This window comes from Actinocrinis sp., from assembly GCF_035605935.1.
Classification (GTDB): Bacteria; Actinomycetota; Actinomycetes; order Streptomycetales; family Catenulisporaceae; genus Actinocrinis.
Genome location: NZ_DATNGK010000102.1, coordinates 1 through 15,140, shown reverse-complemented (window position 1 = coordinate 15,140; position 15,140 = coordinate 1). Strand labels below are relative to the sequence as shown.

At 70.5% G+C, this 15,140-nt stretch carries 9 protein-coding genes; 2 read left to right on the top strand and 7 right to left on the bottom strand.

What is annotated here, in order from left to right; genetic code table 11:
• Positions 1–27 precede the first annotated feature (27 nt).
• The 5 genes from VN779_RS09140 to VN779_RS09120 form a co-directional block, all read right to left on the bottom strand.
• Positions 28–795: an ABC transporter ATP-binding protein gene (locus VN779_RS09140; protein WP_325722017.1), complete on the bottom strand. Its 768-nt coding sequence runs from the start codon at positions 793–795 to the stop codon at positions 28–30.
• Complete coding sequence (locus tag VN779_RS09135) at positions 792–1,832, bottom strand: ABC transporter ATP-binding protein (RefSeq protein WP_325722016.1); 1,041 nt, start codon at positions 1,830–1,832, stop codon at positions 792–794. The genes VN779_RS09140 and VN779_RS09135 overlap by 4 nt, the downstream gene beginning before the upstream one ends.
• Positions 1,832–4,657: a hypothetical protein gene (locus tag VN779_RS09130; protein WP_325722015.1), complete on the bottom strand. Its 2,826-nt coding sequence runs from the start codon at positions 4,655–4,657 to the stop codon at positions 1,832–1,834. Before VN779_RS09130 ends, VN779_RS09135 begins: the two co-directional genes overlap by 1 nt.
• Complete coding sequence (locus tag VN779_RS09125) at positions 4,654–7,833, bottom strand: FtsX-like permease family protein (RefSeq protein WP_325722014.1); 3,180 nt, start codon at positions 7,831–7,833, stop codon at positions 4,654–4,656. The genes VN779_RS09130 and VN779_RS09125 overlap by 4 nt, the downstream gene beginning before the upstream one ends.
• A gap of 186 nt (positions 7,834–8,019) precedes the next feature.
• The gene (locus tag VN779_RS09120) at positions 8,020–8,604 is read right to left on the bottom strand and encodes a hypothetical protein (RefSeq protein ID WP_325722013.1); all 585 of its coding nucleotides are present in this window, start codon (positions 8,602–8,604) and stop codon (positions 8,020–8,022) included.
• Positions 8,605–8,963: 359 nt separating this feature from the next.
• Between VN779_RS09120 and VN779_RS09115 the strand changes: the two genes are divergently transcribed.
• Positions 8,964–9,926, top strand: a complete 963-nt coding sequence (locus tag VN779_RS09115) for a sucrase ferredoxin (protein ID WP_325722012.1) — start codon at positions 8,964–8,966, stop codon at positions 9,924–9,926.
• A 34-nt stretch (positions 9,927–9,960) separates the two neighbouring features.
• On the opposite strand, the gene VN779_RS09110 is transcribed toward VN779_RS09115, so the two are convergent.
• Positions 9,961–12,081 carry a DNA topoisomerase IV subunit B gene (locus VN779_RS09110; RefSeq protein WP_325722011.1) on the bottom strand — a complete coding sequence of 707 codons (2,121 nt, stop codon included), beginning with the start codon at positions 12,079–12,081 and terminating at the stop codon, positions 9,961–9,963.
• A gap of 392 nt (positions 12,082–12,473) precedes the next feature.
• On the opposite strand from VN779_RS09110, the gene VN779_RS09105 reads away from it, so the two are divergent.
• On the top strand, positions 12,474–12,686 hold the full coding sequence (locus VN779_RS09105; RefSeq protein ID WP_349260718.1) for a DUF7455 domain-containing protein: 213 nt from the start codon (positions 12,474–12,476) through the stop codon (positions 12,684–12,686).
• Between the two features lie 173 nt (positions 12,687–12,859).
• On the opposite strand, the gene VN779_RS09100 is transcribed toward VN779_RS09105, so the two are convergent.
• Positions 12,860–14,638 carry an RNA polymerase sigma factor gene (locus VN779_RS09100; RefSeq protein WP_325722009.1) on the bottom strand — a complete coding sequence of 593 codons (1,779 nt, stop codon included), beginning with the start codon at positions 14,636–14,638 and terminating at the stop codon, positions 12,860–12,862.
• Positions 14,639–15,140: the final 502 nt, after the last annotated feature.

The following is a 15,140-nucleotide window of genomic DNA, read 5'->3' as shown; positions in this document are numbered from 1 at the left end:
CGCAGCCTGGGCCAGCTAGCCGGGGCGCTAAGCCTCGACGAGCTGGCCGTCGCGCAGCGTCAGGACCCTGTCGGCAAGCTCGACCATCGCCGGGTCGTGCGTCGCGACCAGCGCGGTCACGTGCTCGGCGGCGATGATCGCGCGCAGCAGGCGCATCACCGAGCGGCCGGTGGCGCGGTCGAGCTGGCCGGTCGGCTCGTCCGCGATCAGCAGGCGCGGGGTGTTGGCCAGGGCCCGGGCGATGGCGACTCGCTGTTGCTGGCCGCCGGAGAGCTCAGTCGGCCGCTGCTTGCCGTGCGCGGCCAGGCCGACCAGGTCGAGCAGCAGCTTGACCCGCTGTTCGCGCTGGGCCACCGGGGTGCGGCGCAGACGCAGCGGCATACCGATGTTCTCGGCCGCGGTGAGCACCGGCAGCAGCGCGAAGGATTGGAAGATGAAGCCGATCGTGCCGCGCCGCAGCTCGGCCAGTTCCGAATCGGCCGGGCGGCGTCCCGCGCCGAAGACCGGGCTGCCGTCGATCGCGAGTTCGCCGGAGTCTGGGCGGTCGAGCGCGCCGATCAGGTTCAGCAGCGTGGTCTTGCCGGAGCCGGAGCGCCCGACGATGACGCACAGCTGGCCGCGCGGTACGGCGAACGACACGTCCTTGACCGCGTGCACCGCGCGCTCACCGCTGCCGTAGGTGCGATTAAGGCCGCGCGCGTCGATCATCGGACCGCTGTCATCGAGGACTGCGCTTGCCGCACTCGCTGCGGGAGCGGCGCAGGTGGCGTTGGCGCGGCCGTTGGTCTCGCTCATTCTTCGTCCCCTTCGACGCTCGGCGGCGGCGGATCGGAGCCGTCGTCGCCGCCCCTTGCGCTTACCGCCGCAGGCTCAGCCGCTCCGGCTCCATCGCCCACCGGGTTGCGGTGCTGCGGCCAGACGCCGATGTGGTCGGGCTCCAATGCGAGCAACACGCGTTCACGCAGCCCGAGCGCCTCGGTGTACTCGTGCGGCAACTGGACACGGCCCGCGCGGTCGAGCACTGCATAGGACTGAGCCACGATGTCCGAGACCCCGTCGTGCGTGCCCTGCGCAGGCCGTACCGTCTCCATGCTGATCCGGCCGTCCCGAATCTCCACGGTACGCCCGACCCGCTCCGAGACCGCCGCGTCGTGCGTGACGACCACGATGGTCACGCCGAGCTCCCGGTTCGCCCCACGCAGCGCGTCGAAGACCTCGTCGCTGGTGGCCGAGTCCAGCTCGCCGGTCGGCTCGTCGGCGAACAGCACCTCCGGAGCGTTGGCCAGCGCGGTCGCGATCGCCACCCGCTGCTGCTCGCCGCCGGACAGCTGAGCTGGGCGGCGCTCGCCGCAGTACCCGACGCCCAGCAGCTCCAGCAGTTCGCCGGCCCGCGCCGCGCGCTGCCCCCGGCGCACCGCAGTGTAGGACATCGGCAGCATCACGTTCTCCTGCGCGCTGAGGTACGGGATCAGGTTGCGCCCGGTCTGCTGCCAGACGAAGCCGACGCTCTTGCGCCGATACCGCAGCCGCTCGCGGCCCTTCATTCCCATCAGCTCGTGCCCGCCGACGCGCACCGCTCCGGCGGTCGGCCGGTCGAGCCCCGAGAGGATGTTGAGAAGGGTCGACTTGCCGCTGCCGGAGGCTCCGACGATCGCGACCAGTTCGCCTTGTTCCACGAGCAGATCAAGGCCCTGCAACGCTTGTACCTCGACCTCGCCGGTCTGGTAAATGCGCACCAGGTTGTCGCACACGATCTGCGCCGACTCGCCGAAGCGCGCACGCTGCTTGGTGGCCGCCGCCTCCAGTTCGCTCAGCGTCGCGAATTCGTCCATCAGTCACGCTCCTCGCGCAGGAAGGACAGCCGGGTACGGTGTTCGGTCGCGGCGCGCACGGCGGCGAGCAGCAGGCCGAGCGCCGGGATGCCGAGCACCGCCAGGATCGCCGTGGCCGGGGTGGCCAGCCCGGACAGCGGCAGGCTGTGCGGGTCGCCGACCGCCATCCGGCCGATCAGCGGGGCGAGCAGCGCGAGCGCGCCGAAGGCCGCGCCGAACGCGATCACGCCGATCATCGCGAAGGCGGGCAGGGTTTCCAGCACCGTCGAGGCGACGCCGGTGGATCTGCGCGCGCCGAGAGTGGCCAGGAAGGTCCGGCTCGCGGCGCGGGTGCGCGCGGTGAGCGTGCCGGCCAGCAGCAGGCAGACCACGGCGAGCGCGAGGTCGAAGATGATCGCGGCCCGCGAGGTCCAGTGCGCGATCTGGCCGATCGGCCCGCTGTCCAGGCCCGCCGCGCGCTGCGCCCGGACGACGACCGTGACGCCGGGCACGGCCTGCGCGCGGGTGACCGCCTCGGTGTGGCCGCCGCTCAGGTCGAACCACGCGTGCGTGATCGGCACCGGATCGAGATGGACCACGCTCTCGACCTGGTCGGTCGGCAGCACCACGAAGGTGCTCGCGCCGCCGATCGCGGGGAAGGAGCCGATGTGGGCCACTGGGTCGATCGGCGTGCCGACGTTCCGCACGGAAACCGAGTCCCCGTCGCCCGTGTGGATCAGGTTGCTGAGGTTGTCGGAGAGCAGGGCGCTGACCGTGCCGCCGCTCGTTTTCGCGGCGGCGAGTGAGTGCAGAGCGTTCTGCAGGTCGCCGGAATCCAGCCGGGTGCCCGCGATGAGCTTGGCGTACTCGGCCGGATCCAGGATCACCACGGTCACCGGCAGCACGCCCTGCTTCGTGCTCAGCTGCTGCTGGGCGAAAATCGCGCCGGTTACGCCCACTCGCACGCCGGGGGCCGCCGCGATCCGGGCCTCGTCCGCGGGATCGATCTGCGAGCCGTCCCCGGCCGCCTGTATCCGCAGGTCCGCGCCGGTCTGCTGCCACGCGGTCAGCTGCCGCACCGAGTCGAGCGAGGCGGTGAAGCAGGAGGCGAAGACGGCTGAGGAGGTCGCGACGAGCAGCGCCACGGCTGCGCCGGCCGGTAGTGCGGGGCGTCGGGCGGCGTGCGCTGCGGCGAGGAAGAGGGCCGCGGCCCTGGTCCGGCCGGTCGCGATCCATGCCGCCGGGCGGGCCAGCAGGGCGACGAGGGCACCGACGAGCAGCGCGCCGACGGTCGCGGCGAGCGTGGGCAGGCTCGCGCTCACTAGATCGGGGTCGGAGGCGTCGGAAAGCTGCGTGCGTACCGCGGCCACGGCGGCGCCGAGTAGCAGCAGGAGCAGCACCGCGCCGGTGCGCCGCAGCGCGCGCCGTCGCCGCGAGATCGGGCCCTGACGATGTGCGGGCAGCAGCGCGGTCACCGCGGCGGCAAGCGGCAGCACGATGACCACTGCCAGGCCCACGCCGACTACCAGGCGATAGTTCCCGCCACGCACCGCGAGGACCGCCGCACACATGCCGATGGCGGCCGCGGGCATGACGCAGGCGGCGGTCTGGAGCGCGGCGCGTCTGGCAGCCGCCGCGGGCCCGAGGCCGCGCGCCCGGCGCAGCGCCAGGTCCGACTCCTGTCTGGCGAACAGCACGCGCAGCGCGAGCTGGATCGTGGCGATGCCGACCACGGCCGCCGCGATCAGCACGAACAGCCCGAGGGCGTGCGCCGCGGTGGCGTCGGATTCGAAGGCTGCGACGGTGTCCGGGATGCCGCTGACCACCGCGGCGGCGGCGAACACCGGATTGCTGGAGACGCGGCCCGGCCGGCTGTCCCCGGCCACGTTCAGCGTGTTGGCCGCGGAGACCAGGGTCTTGATCCGCGAGGCGAAGGGCTGCGCGTCGCCGCCCGCAAGCCCGCTGGGGACGAGCGAGTAACTCCAGGTCAGGCTCGCGGGCATCCAGGCGGTCGCGGCCGCGATGCCGTTGGAAGCGACCAGCGCCCGCGCCTGCCACTGCGTCCACGGAACCGGGCCGACCGCGGCCATCTTGTCCAGGCTCAAGTGCTGTTCTGGATGCAGCAGCCGGTTGATCGGGTCGGCGGGGTCCGCGGATACCGGCCCCGCAGCACGGAACAGGCCGCTGATGACCGCGTGGATCTGCGCGTTGTTCGGTGAGGTGAGCAGGAACTGCGTGCCCACTGCGATGCGCAGCGACGACGCCGACTCCTCCGAGATGGCGATCGGCAGGGCGTGCGCGGCGTCAATGCCCGTACACGCGCCACTGCACGCAGGAGCCTTGCCCACGGTAAAGCGCAGCACGGAGGAGGAGCCGGTGAGCAGTCGGCTGTCGGTGACCAACTCGAAGCCGGAGGGAAGTTGGTGCTGCGTCCGGCTGGTCTCGGGGTTCTCGCTCGGCAACCAAGTCGGCAGGTTGCTGATCGACGCGGGAATCGAGAAGACCCAGCCGTCGTCGCGGTATGCGCTGGCCGGAGCGGGCAGCAGCTTGCCCACTTCGGCGCTCGCCTGCGTCAAGTCGGCGCTCGTACCTTCGGTCATCGTCGAGGTCGCGGTGATGGCGGAAGTCGCGGCGTGCTGCCGCAGATAGCCCTGGAAGGCGCTGGTGGTGCGCGTGTCCAGTTCGCGTTGCCCGCCGACGAGTCCGGCACACACGACCAACGTGATCAGCGCGATGGCCATCAGCGGGCCGACATACGCGCGACCGGTCGCGAGAAGCTCACGCGCTACGCCGGGTTTCCGACGCCCCCGATTGCTAGCGCCGGGGCTGGTTATCGGCCCGCTCATCCCGCGTCCCCCGCTCGCAGCAGCGCCGCCACGCGCAGGCGCGGCACGAGCAGTCCGGCCCACATTCCGGCGGCCACGATGACGGCCAGGGTAGCCGCCGCACTCCAGCCCACGGCGGCCCAGTCCGGCCCGGCCAGGACCGATGGCACTGGCGCCTGCCCGTCGCGGGTCAGCACCGTCACCGGCACGATCAGTTGCGACAGCAGCAGACCCACTGCTCCCCCGGCCACGACTCCGACCGCCGCGACCAGCGACTGCTCCACCCCGAACGCGACGCCGATCCGGCCCGCGCCGACTCCCAGCGCGCGCACCGCCGCCAGCTGCGGCACCCGCTCCCGCAGCAGCGCCGCGACGTGCGCGCCGTAGCCGAACAGCGCGAAGAGCACCGCGGCGAACGCGGCGATGATCAGCGCGCCGACCGGGCCGCTGCGCACTGGATCGCCGGTCAGCTGCGCCGTCATGCTGAAGCGATCCAGCGTCTGACCCGCGAGCCCGCCCGCGATCAGCGCGCTGGAAACCTGCGTCGCGGCGCCCGGCTGTACCGCGACCCACAGCTCACCATCGCCGACCGCGGCCAGCGAGTGCGCGGCGGTGTACGCACTTAACGCGCTCTGATCGACCAGCACCGCGTCGTCGCCGGGCTGGGTCGTCGGCAGCGCCGGGATCTCACCGACCACCTTCAGCAGCAGGTCGCTGCCATCGACAGTCAGGTCCACGGTCGAGCCGACCTTCGCTCCGGCGGCAGCGAGGAACTGCGGCGTGACCACGCCGGGCACAGCGCCTGGAGCGGGTACAGCCAATCCCGCGCTGAAAGAGCTGCGGCCCGGATAACCGACGGAAGGCGGATCCGTGCCCGGGTCGAAGGATCCGCGCAGCAACGCGGTCGCACTGATCGCGGCGCTGGGGGCGCCGGACTGCCGAACCAGGGACAGGTTGTACAGGGTGTTCGGGACGACGGCGACGTTGACGCTGGTGGTCGGGATCCAGCTTTGGCTGCCGGAGAGCCTGGCCGGCCCCGCGTCGGTGCTGAGCGTCAGCAGGTCGAAATCGATCTTCTCAGTGCCCTCACTCGGGGTCGGCAGCCTGACGCCGACCCGGATCACCCGCAGCGGCCAGGCCACGCGCGAACCGTCGCCGATCGCCGCGGCGAGATCGATGTTCGCCGTCTGATTCCCGGAGACCGCGGCCAGCGGAGCCGAGAGCGTTTCGGGCTCGCCCGCCGTTGCGGCGAAGGTGACATCCAGGGTCGCGCCGGAGACCGCGTGGCCGGCGGCGGTCGCCAGCCGCACGCGGAACTGCGCCTGGTGCGGCTTCCCGGGCAACCCAAGACCGGGTTCGGCGACGGGTTCGGCACGCAGCGGTGCGGCGGCTTGCCCGACGCCGCCGGGCGCGAGATCCGAGCGCAGGATCGCGACCTGCTGCCAGCGGGCCGGATCGGTGGCGAGAACCGTCGCCTTGCCGCCGGTTCCCGAGCGGCCGATCGCCGTCGTGAGCCGATTGACCGGTGCGACCGCTCTCACGCCGGGCAATTGGGCCGGGGCGCCACCGTTGCGCAGTGGCTGCACGTCTGCCGAGGTACCGCGTACATCCGAGCCGACAAGGAAATCCGCCTGGTCACGAACCGAGCGATCCGCGGCGATGCGATTGGCGCCGCTGATCACGACGAGCGCGGTGGCCGCCGCGATCAGCACGACCGCCGCGGTGTGCGTACGGATCATCCGCGCCGCGTGCCAGCTGCCGAACGCTCCGGACCAGCCGCGGGCCCGGTTCGCGATCGCTTGCGCTACGCGGCCGACGACGGCGACGAGCCGCACCGAGGCGAGCGCGAAGGCGAGGACCGCGAGCGTCGGAGCGCAAACCGTGAGCGGATCGAGCGAACCGGACGCGGCTTGCCGGGTCAGCGCGGTACGCAGTTCCCATACCCCGGCCGCGGCCAGCGCGAGCGCGGCGAGGTCGATTCCGGCCGCCGCGACGCTTACCGGGATCCGGCCGACACGGGCCACCGAATCGTCCCGCGCGGTGATGCTGCCGCTGAGGACCAGCACGAGCGTGAACACGAATGCCGCCGCGCCGTCAGCCAGCCAGACCGCGCCGCCGAGCGCTGGTTTGAGCGAATCGGCCGGCGGGAGCAGCCCGGCCAGCCGCACGGCGATGAACGGCGCGATGGCGAGCGCGGGCACGGTCACCGCGAGCGCTTCGAGCGCGTCGTATCGGGCCAGGTGCCACACCGAGGCGCCGCGCGAGCGCATCAGGGCGGCCTGCGCGCGACGGTCACGGGCCAGCAGCCGCGCCGTGGCGGCGATGGCGCAGCAGGCGATGGCGATCGCCTCGACCGCCGGGATCGCGATCACCGGGCGCGAGACGGTCAGCGCGCGCGTCGTGCCATCCAGGAGCGCCTCCGCGTCGCTGCTCGTCGTCACGCCGAGTCCGAGGCTCGGGTCGTTGGCCAGCACGCCGGAGAGTTGGTTGAGCTGGCTGTTCGCTGCGTACACGTTTCCGGCAGTCAGCTTGGAAAGGTCGAGCGAGACGATCGCGACGCCGCCGGCCGCTTGAGCCCGTCCGTTGTCGAAGGCCTTCGGGTCGACCAGGAAGAACTCGACGCCGCCGCCGGCGCTCGCGGGGATCGCCCAGACCGGGTCGCTCGCGGATTTGGGCCGGTAGATCCCGACGACGACGCCCTGGTCGTCAGTAGCGCCGGCATAGAAGGTCCCGGCGGCGCGGGGAAGCGGAACGTGGGAGCCGATCGCGAGGTGATAGCGCGCGGCGTCTGCGGCGGACACCGCCACCGGCATCGGCGTGTCGACCATCCCGTATTCGCCCAGCCCTTCGGGCAGAGCCGGCCAGGTTCCGCTGACCAGCGTCGCGGCGGTGCGCACGGCGGTCGAGGTCCACAGCAGCGTCATCACGTCGGAGTTGGACAGAGCCCGCGGGTTGCCGAGGATCCCGGAGATCGTGCTGCTGGGCAAGGCGGTCAGCGTCGCGTTCACATCGTTGCGCACCGACGTGTCGAACAGCGTGAAGGAGGTGACCGCGCCGGCCTGCGCGACGATTCTGCGCTGCGAGATCGTCGCGTGCTGACCGGTCGCCGCGACGGCGCGCGCGGTGGTGGCCGAGGCGAACGCGGCCACGGTGACCAACGCGATCGTGGCACCGAGCACGAGCAGGAAGGCTGCCACAACGACGCCTGCTTGCACCCGAGCGCGTCGAATGACCAGCCCGCGCATCGTCCCCGCCCGTTCGGTCACGCCGCTGTGGTCCTCCCCGTCGATCCAGACAACCCGCAAACCTAGCGAGTCAGCGACGTACTGCGCAGTAGCCGGTTACTAAGCCGTGATCTGACAGGCCGTCAGGTCAGCAGTTCCTCACAACTCGTGCGGCCAGCCCTCGTGGCCCACCAGGCCCTTGTGGTCGTAAGGATGGAGCTGCTTCGGCCCGGCGGGGTGCTCGTGCCCGAATGTCTGGCCGTAGTGCACCACGGTCACCGGGCTGCCCACGCGGATACGGTTCACCAGCCGGGCGAGTTGCTGGTTGCGCTCCCCGCTGATGTGCGCGGTGCGCGCGAGCCAGGCCGGGAAGGTGAGCAGTTCGCCGACGTCATGCGCGGCCGCCGAGGCGATGCGCCGCACCCGGCCGGAGGGTTCGCGCAACGGCCAGTGCGCGCCGAGCGTCGCGGTCGCGCCCTCCTCCGGGGCCAGCACGGTAAGCCGGTACTCATCCCCTTCGGCGCTGACCAAGGTCAGTCGGCCGGCCCTGGCCCACACCTGCGCTTGGGTCGGGGTGAGCAGGATGGTGCTGACTCCGTCGCCGGCCCATCGATGGATACCGACCGGGCAGGGGCACGAGCCGACCTCCAGCGCCACGACCTGGTTCAGCAGAACCGCGGGGGTGCCGAGGTCGGCGGCGAGAGGTGGTTCGGTGCGGGCCTCTTCGGCCCGGCTGTGTCTCAATTGGGCGGCACGCTCGGCAATCGTGGCGTGAGCGTGGCCGTGACTGTGAGCAGGACTATGGGCCGTGCTCAGAGCGCTCAGCTTCGGGTGAACCGGGTCAGGACCGGCGGATTGCGCTCCGCGTGCGACGGCGGCGGCCGGCTGCTTCACTCGGCCGGCACCATCGGGTTGATCGTGGGAGTCCATCGAGGTCATCGCTCATTCCTCCTACGGCAAGACCCCCTATCCCTCCTTAAATGCCATCATCCGTCGGCGGATCCAGATCCGCCACAGTGCGAGCGGAGCAGAACTGAGCGCGCTTCGACGCGGCGCCTCGATCCGTGAACCGAGCCCGCGAAACGCTCGTTACGGTGGTCATTATGCCTAGCCACCCCGCCGCACGAACGGCACCGTCGAACTGCTCGGTTTTCTCCGCCACGCTGCATGAGCCCCTGGCCGGCACGGCGCCGGTCGCCTCCGCCTGGCTGGCGATCGAGCAGCCGGGGCCGTGGGGCGCACGGGCCCTGACTCAGTCGCACCTCGACCCGGAAATCGGCGCGGAACTTGGTCGACGTGCCGAGGCTCTTGGACTGCGTATCGCGCTGATCCGACGCGTAGGACGCCATGCGCTGACCGACCCAACCGCCCGACGCACGGCGCTGCTGTGTAACACACGCCCGGGCGCGGCTACCGTGCGCGCGGTGAAGTTCTCCGATCCGGGCGAACTACTCGATCTCAACCTTGGAGACCTCGTCGCCGGGCGATTCGCCGAGGGCGAGCTGTTGGCGAACCCCGTCATGCTTGTCTGCACCAACGGCAAGCGCGATCAATGCTGCGCCGAGCGCGGCCGCGCCTTGGCGCTCGACCTGGCTCAGCGGGAAGCGGCTCGCGACGGCGTGCAGTCGAGCGACGTCATCGATGTCTGGGAATCCGATCATCTCGGCGGGCACCGGTTCGCGCCGACGGCCGTGGTCCTTCCGACCGGTTACGTCTACGGCCGGCTCGACGCAGACGCCGCGTTGGCTGCGCTGGACGCCGCTCGCGGCGGGCAGGTCATGATTGAGAACGCGCGCGGCCGCAGCACTTGGTCGCGGGCCGGCCAGGCCGCCGATCTCGCGCTGCGCACCGAGCTTCAGCAGTTTGACGCCGACGCGGTGTGGATCGTCGCCGAGGAGCGCACCGGAGAGGACAGCTACGCGGTCGAGCTGTCGGTCGACGACGACACCCGCTACCGGGCGACCGTGCACGGCGCGCCTGCCTCAGTGCCGCGCCCCGAGTCCTGCGGCAAGGCGCTCGGCAACCCGATCGAGCTTCGGGTCACCGAGTTGGAGAAGCTGCCCTGATCCTTGCCCCGGCTCGACTCCGACCGCTTAGTCGTTAGGCGTCGATGCGGGAGCGGTCCAGTAGCGCGGCGTTGTTCACGATGTACTCGCGGCGCGGGGCCACGTCCGTGCCCATCAGCAGGTCGAACATCCGCTCCGCGCCCTCGGCGTCAGACAGCGAGATCCGGCGCAGGATCCGGTGGCGCGGATCCATCGTGGTCTCGGCCAGCTGGTCGGCGTCCATCTCGCCCAGGCCCTTGTACCGCTGCACGGGCTCCTTGATCCGCTTGCCGCGCCGCTGCAGGTCCGCCAGCGTGCGCTTGAGCTCGGCGTCCGAGTACGTGTACAGATACTCGTTCTTCGCCTTGCCGTGCCCGATGACCTCGATCCGGTGTAGCGGCGGCACCGCCGCGTACACCCGCCCGGCCTCCACCAGCGGCCGCATGTAGCGGTAGAAGAGGGTCAGCAGCAGAGTGCGGATGTGCGAGCCGTCCACGTCGGCGTCGGCCATCATGATGACCTTGCCGTAGCGGGCCGCGTCCAGATCGAAGGAGCGTCCGGAACCGGCGCCGACCACTTGGATGATCGCGGCGCACTCGGCGTTCTTGAGCATGTCCGCGACCGAGGACTTCTGCACGTTGAGGATCTTGCCGCGGATCGGCAGCAGCGCCTGGAACTCCGAGGAGCGGGCCAGCTTCGCGGTGCCCAGGGCCGAGTCCCCCTCGACCACGAACAGCTCGGAGCGGTCCACGTCGTCGGTGCGGCAGTCGGCCAGCTTCGCCGGTAGCGCGGAGGTCTCCAGGGCGTTCTTACGCCGCTGGGTCTCCTTGTGCATCCGAGCCGCGATCCGGGTCTTCGCGGCCGCGGCGATCTTCTCAAGCACCGCGCGGGCCTGCGGCTTGGTGTTGCGGTGGCTGCTGGTCAGGAAGGCGTGCAGCCGCTCGGAGATCACCGCGGCCACGATCCGCGCGGCCGCCGGGGTACCCAGGACTTCCTTGGTCTGGCCCTCGAACTGCGGCTCGGCCAGCCGCACGGTCACCACCGCGGTCAGGCCTTCCAGGATGTCGTCCTTGACCACCGGGTCGTCGTTGACCTTCAGCAGCTTGACCGCGCGCAGCTGCTCGTTGACCGTCTTGACCAGAGCCCGCTCGAAACCGGTGACGTGCGTGCCGCCCTTGGGCGTGATGATGATGTTCACGAAGGATTTGACCATCGTGTCGTACTCGGTGCCCCACCGAAGCGCCACGTCCACGTCCAGCTGGCGCTCCACGTCCCGCGAGGTCATGTGCCCGGCGTCGTCGAGCACCGGCACGGTCTCGGTGAAGGTGCCCGAGCCGGTCAGCCGCAGCGTGTCGCTGATCGGCCGGTCCTTGGCCAGGTACTCGCAGTACTCGGAGATGCCGCCGGCGTAGTGGAAGGTCTCCACCGCGGGTCCGTCGCCGTTCGCGTTGCGCTCGTCGCGCACCACCAGCGTCAGGCCGGGCACCAGGAACGCGGTCTGCCTGGCCCGGCTGTGCAGGTCCTCCAGGGAGATCTGCGCGTCCTTGAGGAAGATCTGCCGGTCCGGCCAGAACCGGGTGCGGGTGCCGGTCACTCCGGCCTTCTTCGCCGAGCGGCGGCCCTTGGTCAGCCCGCTCTGCGCGGTGAAGGCCGCGTTCGGCCCGTCGCCCGCGAACACACCAGGCACGCCACGCCGGAATGAGATGGAGTGGGTGGCCCCGTCCCGGTCCACTTCGACGTCGAGGCGGGAGGAGAGCGCGTTCACCACAGAGGCGCCGACGCCGTGCAGACCGCCTGAGGCCGCGTAGGAGCCGCCGCCGAACTTGCCGCCGGCGTGCAGCTTGGTCATGACGACCTCGACGCCGGACAGGCCGGTCTTCGGCTCCACGTCAACCGGGATGCCGCGGCCTTGGTCGTGCACCGAGACCGAGCCATCGGCGTGCAGGAGCACGTCGATATGTGAGCCGTGCCCGCCCAGCGCCTCGTCGACCGAGTTGTCGATGATCTCCCATACGCAGTGCATGAGGCCGCGGCTGTCGGTTGACCCGATGTACATGCCCGGGCGCTTACGCACGGCCTCGAGTCCCTCGAGCACCAGCAGGTGGCGGGCTGTGTAGTCCGCACCCTTCAGCTCTCCGCGGGGGGTGCTCGCCTGGGCGGTGAGGCTGGCGGTCACGGTGATTCAGCTCCTCGTCAACGTGGTTGCGCAGCCAGCGTAGCGGCTTGCTCGGACAGTCCCGGACCCGCGCCGCGACCGGCAGGGTGCCGACCCGGTGTCGGTAAGAGCGGTCGAGAGTCTCACGGTACGTGTTCGCTCCGGCACGCATCGCCGATAATTCGGTACTTTTCGGGCATCGGACCGTACGCCCTGAGCGAACTGTCTGAGTTTTGCCGCAGAACGCTGGCGTAGGGCATAGCAGCGAATGGTTTGATGTTGATCCGGGTAGGCGGCCGCTACCGAGTCGCCGACCGGACGCCCGGACCGGCGCACCGGGCCTGGAACCCTCTTCGGGGATCCGGGCCACGGGCACAGTCGACGCAGAAAGAAGGGGCGACGTGACCGCTGTCCTGACACCAGACCTCCTCCCCGCCGAGGCGCTCAATGCGCTCGATCGCTGCGACCGCTGCGGCGCGCAGGCCTACCTCCGCGTCACCCTCGCCTCCGGAGGCGAGCTGTTGTTCTGCGCCCATCACGGCAAGAAGTACGAGGAAAGCCTCCGATCCGTAGCCGCCGAGATTCACGACGAATCCGCGAGACTGTCGGAGAACTCCGCGAACTGACCCGGTTCGGGAGCTTATCCCGCGAGCCATTTGACGGGCCGCACCCTCAGCGGGGTGCGGCCCGTTCGCATTCCTCACCGCAATGCTCTGCTTACCGTGCGTATATCTCATTCGTGCGCTGAATCAAGCCGAGGCCCGGCTGACAACCAGTCAGCCGGGCCTCGATTGCTGCTTTAGTCCAGGTAGTCGCGCAGCACCTGCGAGCGCGACGGGTGCCGCAGCTTCGACATGGTCTTGGACTCGATCTGCCGGATCCGCTCGCGGGTGACCCCGTAGACCTTGCCGATCTCGTCCAAGGTCTTCGGCTGGCCGTCGGTCAGACCGAAGCGCATCGAGACCACGCCGGCCTCACGCTCGGAGAGCGTGTCGAGCACCGAGTGCAGCTGCTCCTGGAGCAGGGTGAAGGAGACCGCGTCGGCCGGCACGACCGCCTCGGAGTCCTCGATCAGGTCGCCGAACTCGCTGTCGCCGTCCTCGCCGAGCGGGGTGTGCAGCGAGATCGGCTCGCGGCCGTACTTCTGCACCTCGATGACCTTCTCCGGGGTCATGTCGAGTTCCTTGGCCAGTTCTTCCGGGGTGGGCTCGCGGCCCAGGTCCTGGAGCATCTGGCGCTGCACGCGGGCGAGCTTGTTGATGACCTCGACCATGTGCACCGGGATGCGGATGGTGCGCGCCTGGTCAGCCATCGCGCGGGTGATGGCCTGGCGGATCCACCACGTCGCGTAGGTGGAGAACTTGTAGCCCTTGGTGTAGTCGAACTTCTCCACCGCGCGGATCAGGCCGAGGTTGCCCTCCTGGATCAGGTCCAGGAAGAGCATGCCGCGCCCGGTGTACCGCTTGGCCAGCGAGACCACGAGCCGCAGGTTGGCCTCGAGCAGGTGGTTCTTAGCCCGGCGGCCGTCCTCGGCGATGATCTCCAGCTCGTGCTTGAACCGGGGGTCCATCTTTTCGCCGGAGTTGAGCTTCTCCTCGGCGAACAGGCCGGCCTCGATCCGCTTGGCCAGCTCCACTTCCTGCTCGGCGTTGAGCAGCGGGACCTTGCCGATCTGCTTGAGGTAGTCCTTGACCGGGTCCGCGGTGGCTCCGGCCGAAGCGACTTGCTGCGCCGGGGCGTCGTCCTCGTCGTCGTCGGACAGGACGAATCCCTCGTCCTCCTCGGTGGCGGGAGCGCCCTCGGCGACGGGAGCGGCGGCCTCGTCGGTCTCGGCTTCGGGTTCTGCCTCGGCCTCCGGCTCGGCTTCCGCGTCCGCCCCGGCCTCAAGCTCGGCGTCGTCGACGAGGGCTTCGTCCGCGTCGAGCTCGAGCTCGAGTTCGCCGTCGAGCTCCTCGTCGAGCGACTCGTCCTCGTCGTCACCGGACTTGACCCCGGCCACCTTCGCCGGCGCGGCCTTCTTGCCGGCCGACTTCTTGGCGGGCGGTGCGGCGCCGTCGCCGGATTCGGCGTCGGCGCTCTTCGCGGCGGTGCCCTTGTCGGCCGCGGCCTTTTCCGGGGCGGCCTTCTTCGCGGCCACCTTGGCGGCGGGCTTAGCCGCACCCTGGCCCGCGGCGTCGCCAGCCGTCTCAGACTCGGCCGAGGGGGCCGGCTTCACGGCCGACGCGGCGGGCGCGGGCTCGGCGGTCTTACGCACGGTGGCCGTGGCACGGCCGGTGGACGCGGCGGCGACGGCGCGCTTGCGCGGCTTGCTCAAGGAGGCAGCGCCCTCGCCGACGACGGCGACGGTCACGCCCTGCTCCAGCAGTGCGCGCAGCACCGACTTGGCCTGGCTGACCGGGACCTTCGCCTGCTCGCAGGCGCGCCGGACGTCATCGCTCGAAACCGCGGCCCCCTCGGCGCGGTCGAGCAGAGCCTGCACGGCGGAGGCAACCGGCGTCGCGGGCGCGTCCTCTGTCGTCGATGGTGCGCCGGACGCGTTGGGGGCGGCAGACGCGGAAAGCGAGATAGGGGCCGACACTCACGTACCCTTCGGAAAGGTGCTCACTGAAGCGCTAACTAAAAGACCTGGCATGTTATCTACGCGGCGGAACTCGAGAACTCGGATGAGGTAACAGCTAATTCCGAGACTGTCACACTTAATGACAGCACGATGCAGCGGCGCCGTATTCCCGTCCCCAGAGCTGACGGGCCGATAGCCGCACAGCCGTGCCTGGCGTGGATCATTCCCGGTCGCGGCTTGGATCAAGCCGCTGTACACCGCTCGCAAACGCAGGTCACGCACTCGATCAATAAGTCTAGCAGCGCCCCGAGCGCCTCCGCACACCGCCTCCAGAGACTGCGCCGCTTTCGGCCGGTTCTCAGAGGGCGCCTGATCCCAGGTTGGGGGCGAATCGGCCGATCGACGACCCTGGCTGCGTTGCCGAAACATCCACAGACGACCCACGGTGTTGAATGAGGAGCGCGAGGATGCTCCGGCGCCTTGCCAGGCCCGCCGCTTGGCCGATTCGCTGTGCCGTACC

Bases quoted from the DNA above. Each gene is read 5' to 3' on its own strand.
- VN779_RS09140 (WP_325722017.1), bottom strand. From the start codon at position 795: ATGAGCGAGACCAACGGCCGCGCCAACGCCACCTGCGCCGCTCCCGCA.
- VN779_RS09135 (WP_325722016.1), bottom strand. From the start codon at position 1,832: ATGGACGAATTCGCGACGCTGAGCGAACTGGAGGCGGCGGCCACCAAG.
- VN779_RS09130 (WP_325722015.1), bottom strand. From the start codon at position 4,657: ATGAGCGGGCCGATAACCAGCCCCGGCGCTAGCAATCGGGGGCGTCGG.
- VN779_RS09115 (WP_325722012.1), top strand. From the start codon at position 8,964: ATGCCTAGCCACCCCGCCGCACGAACGGCACCGTCGAACTGCTCGGTT.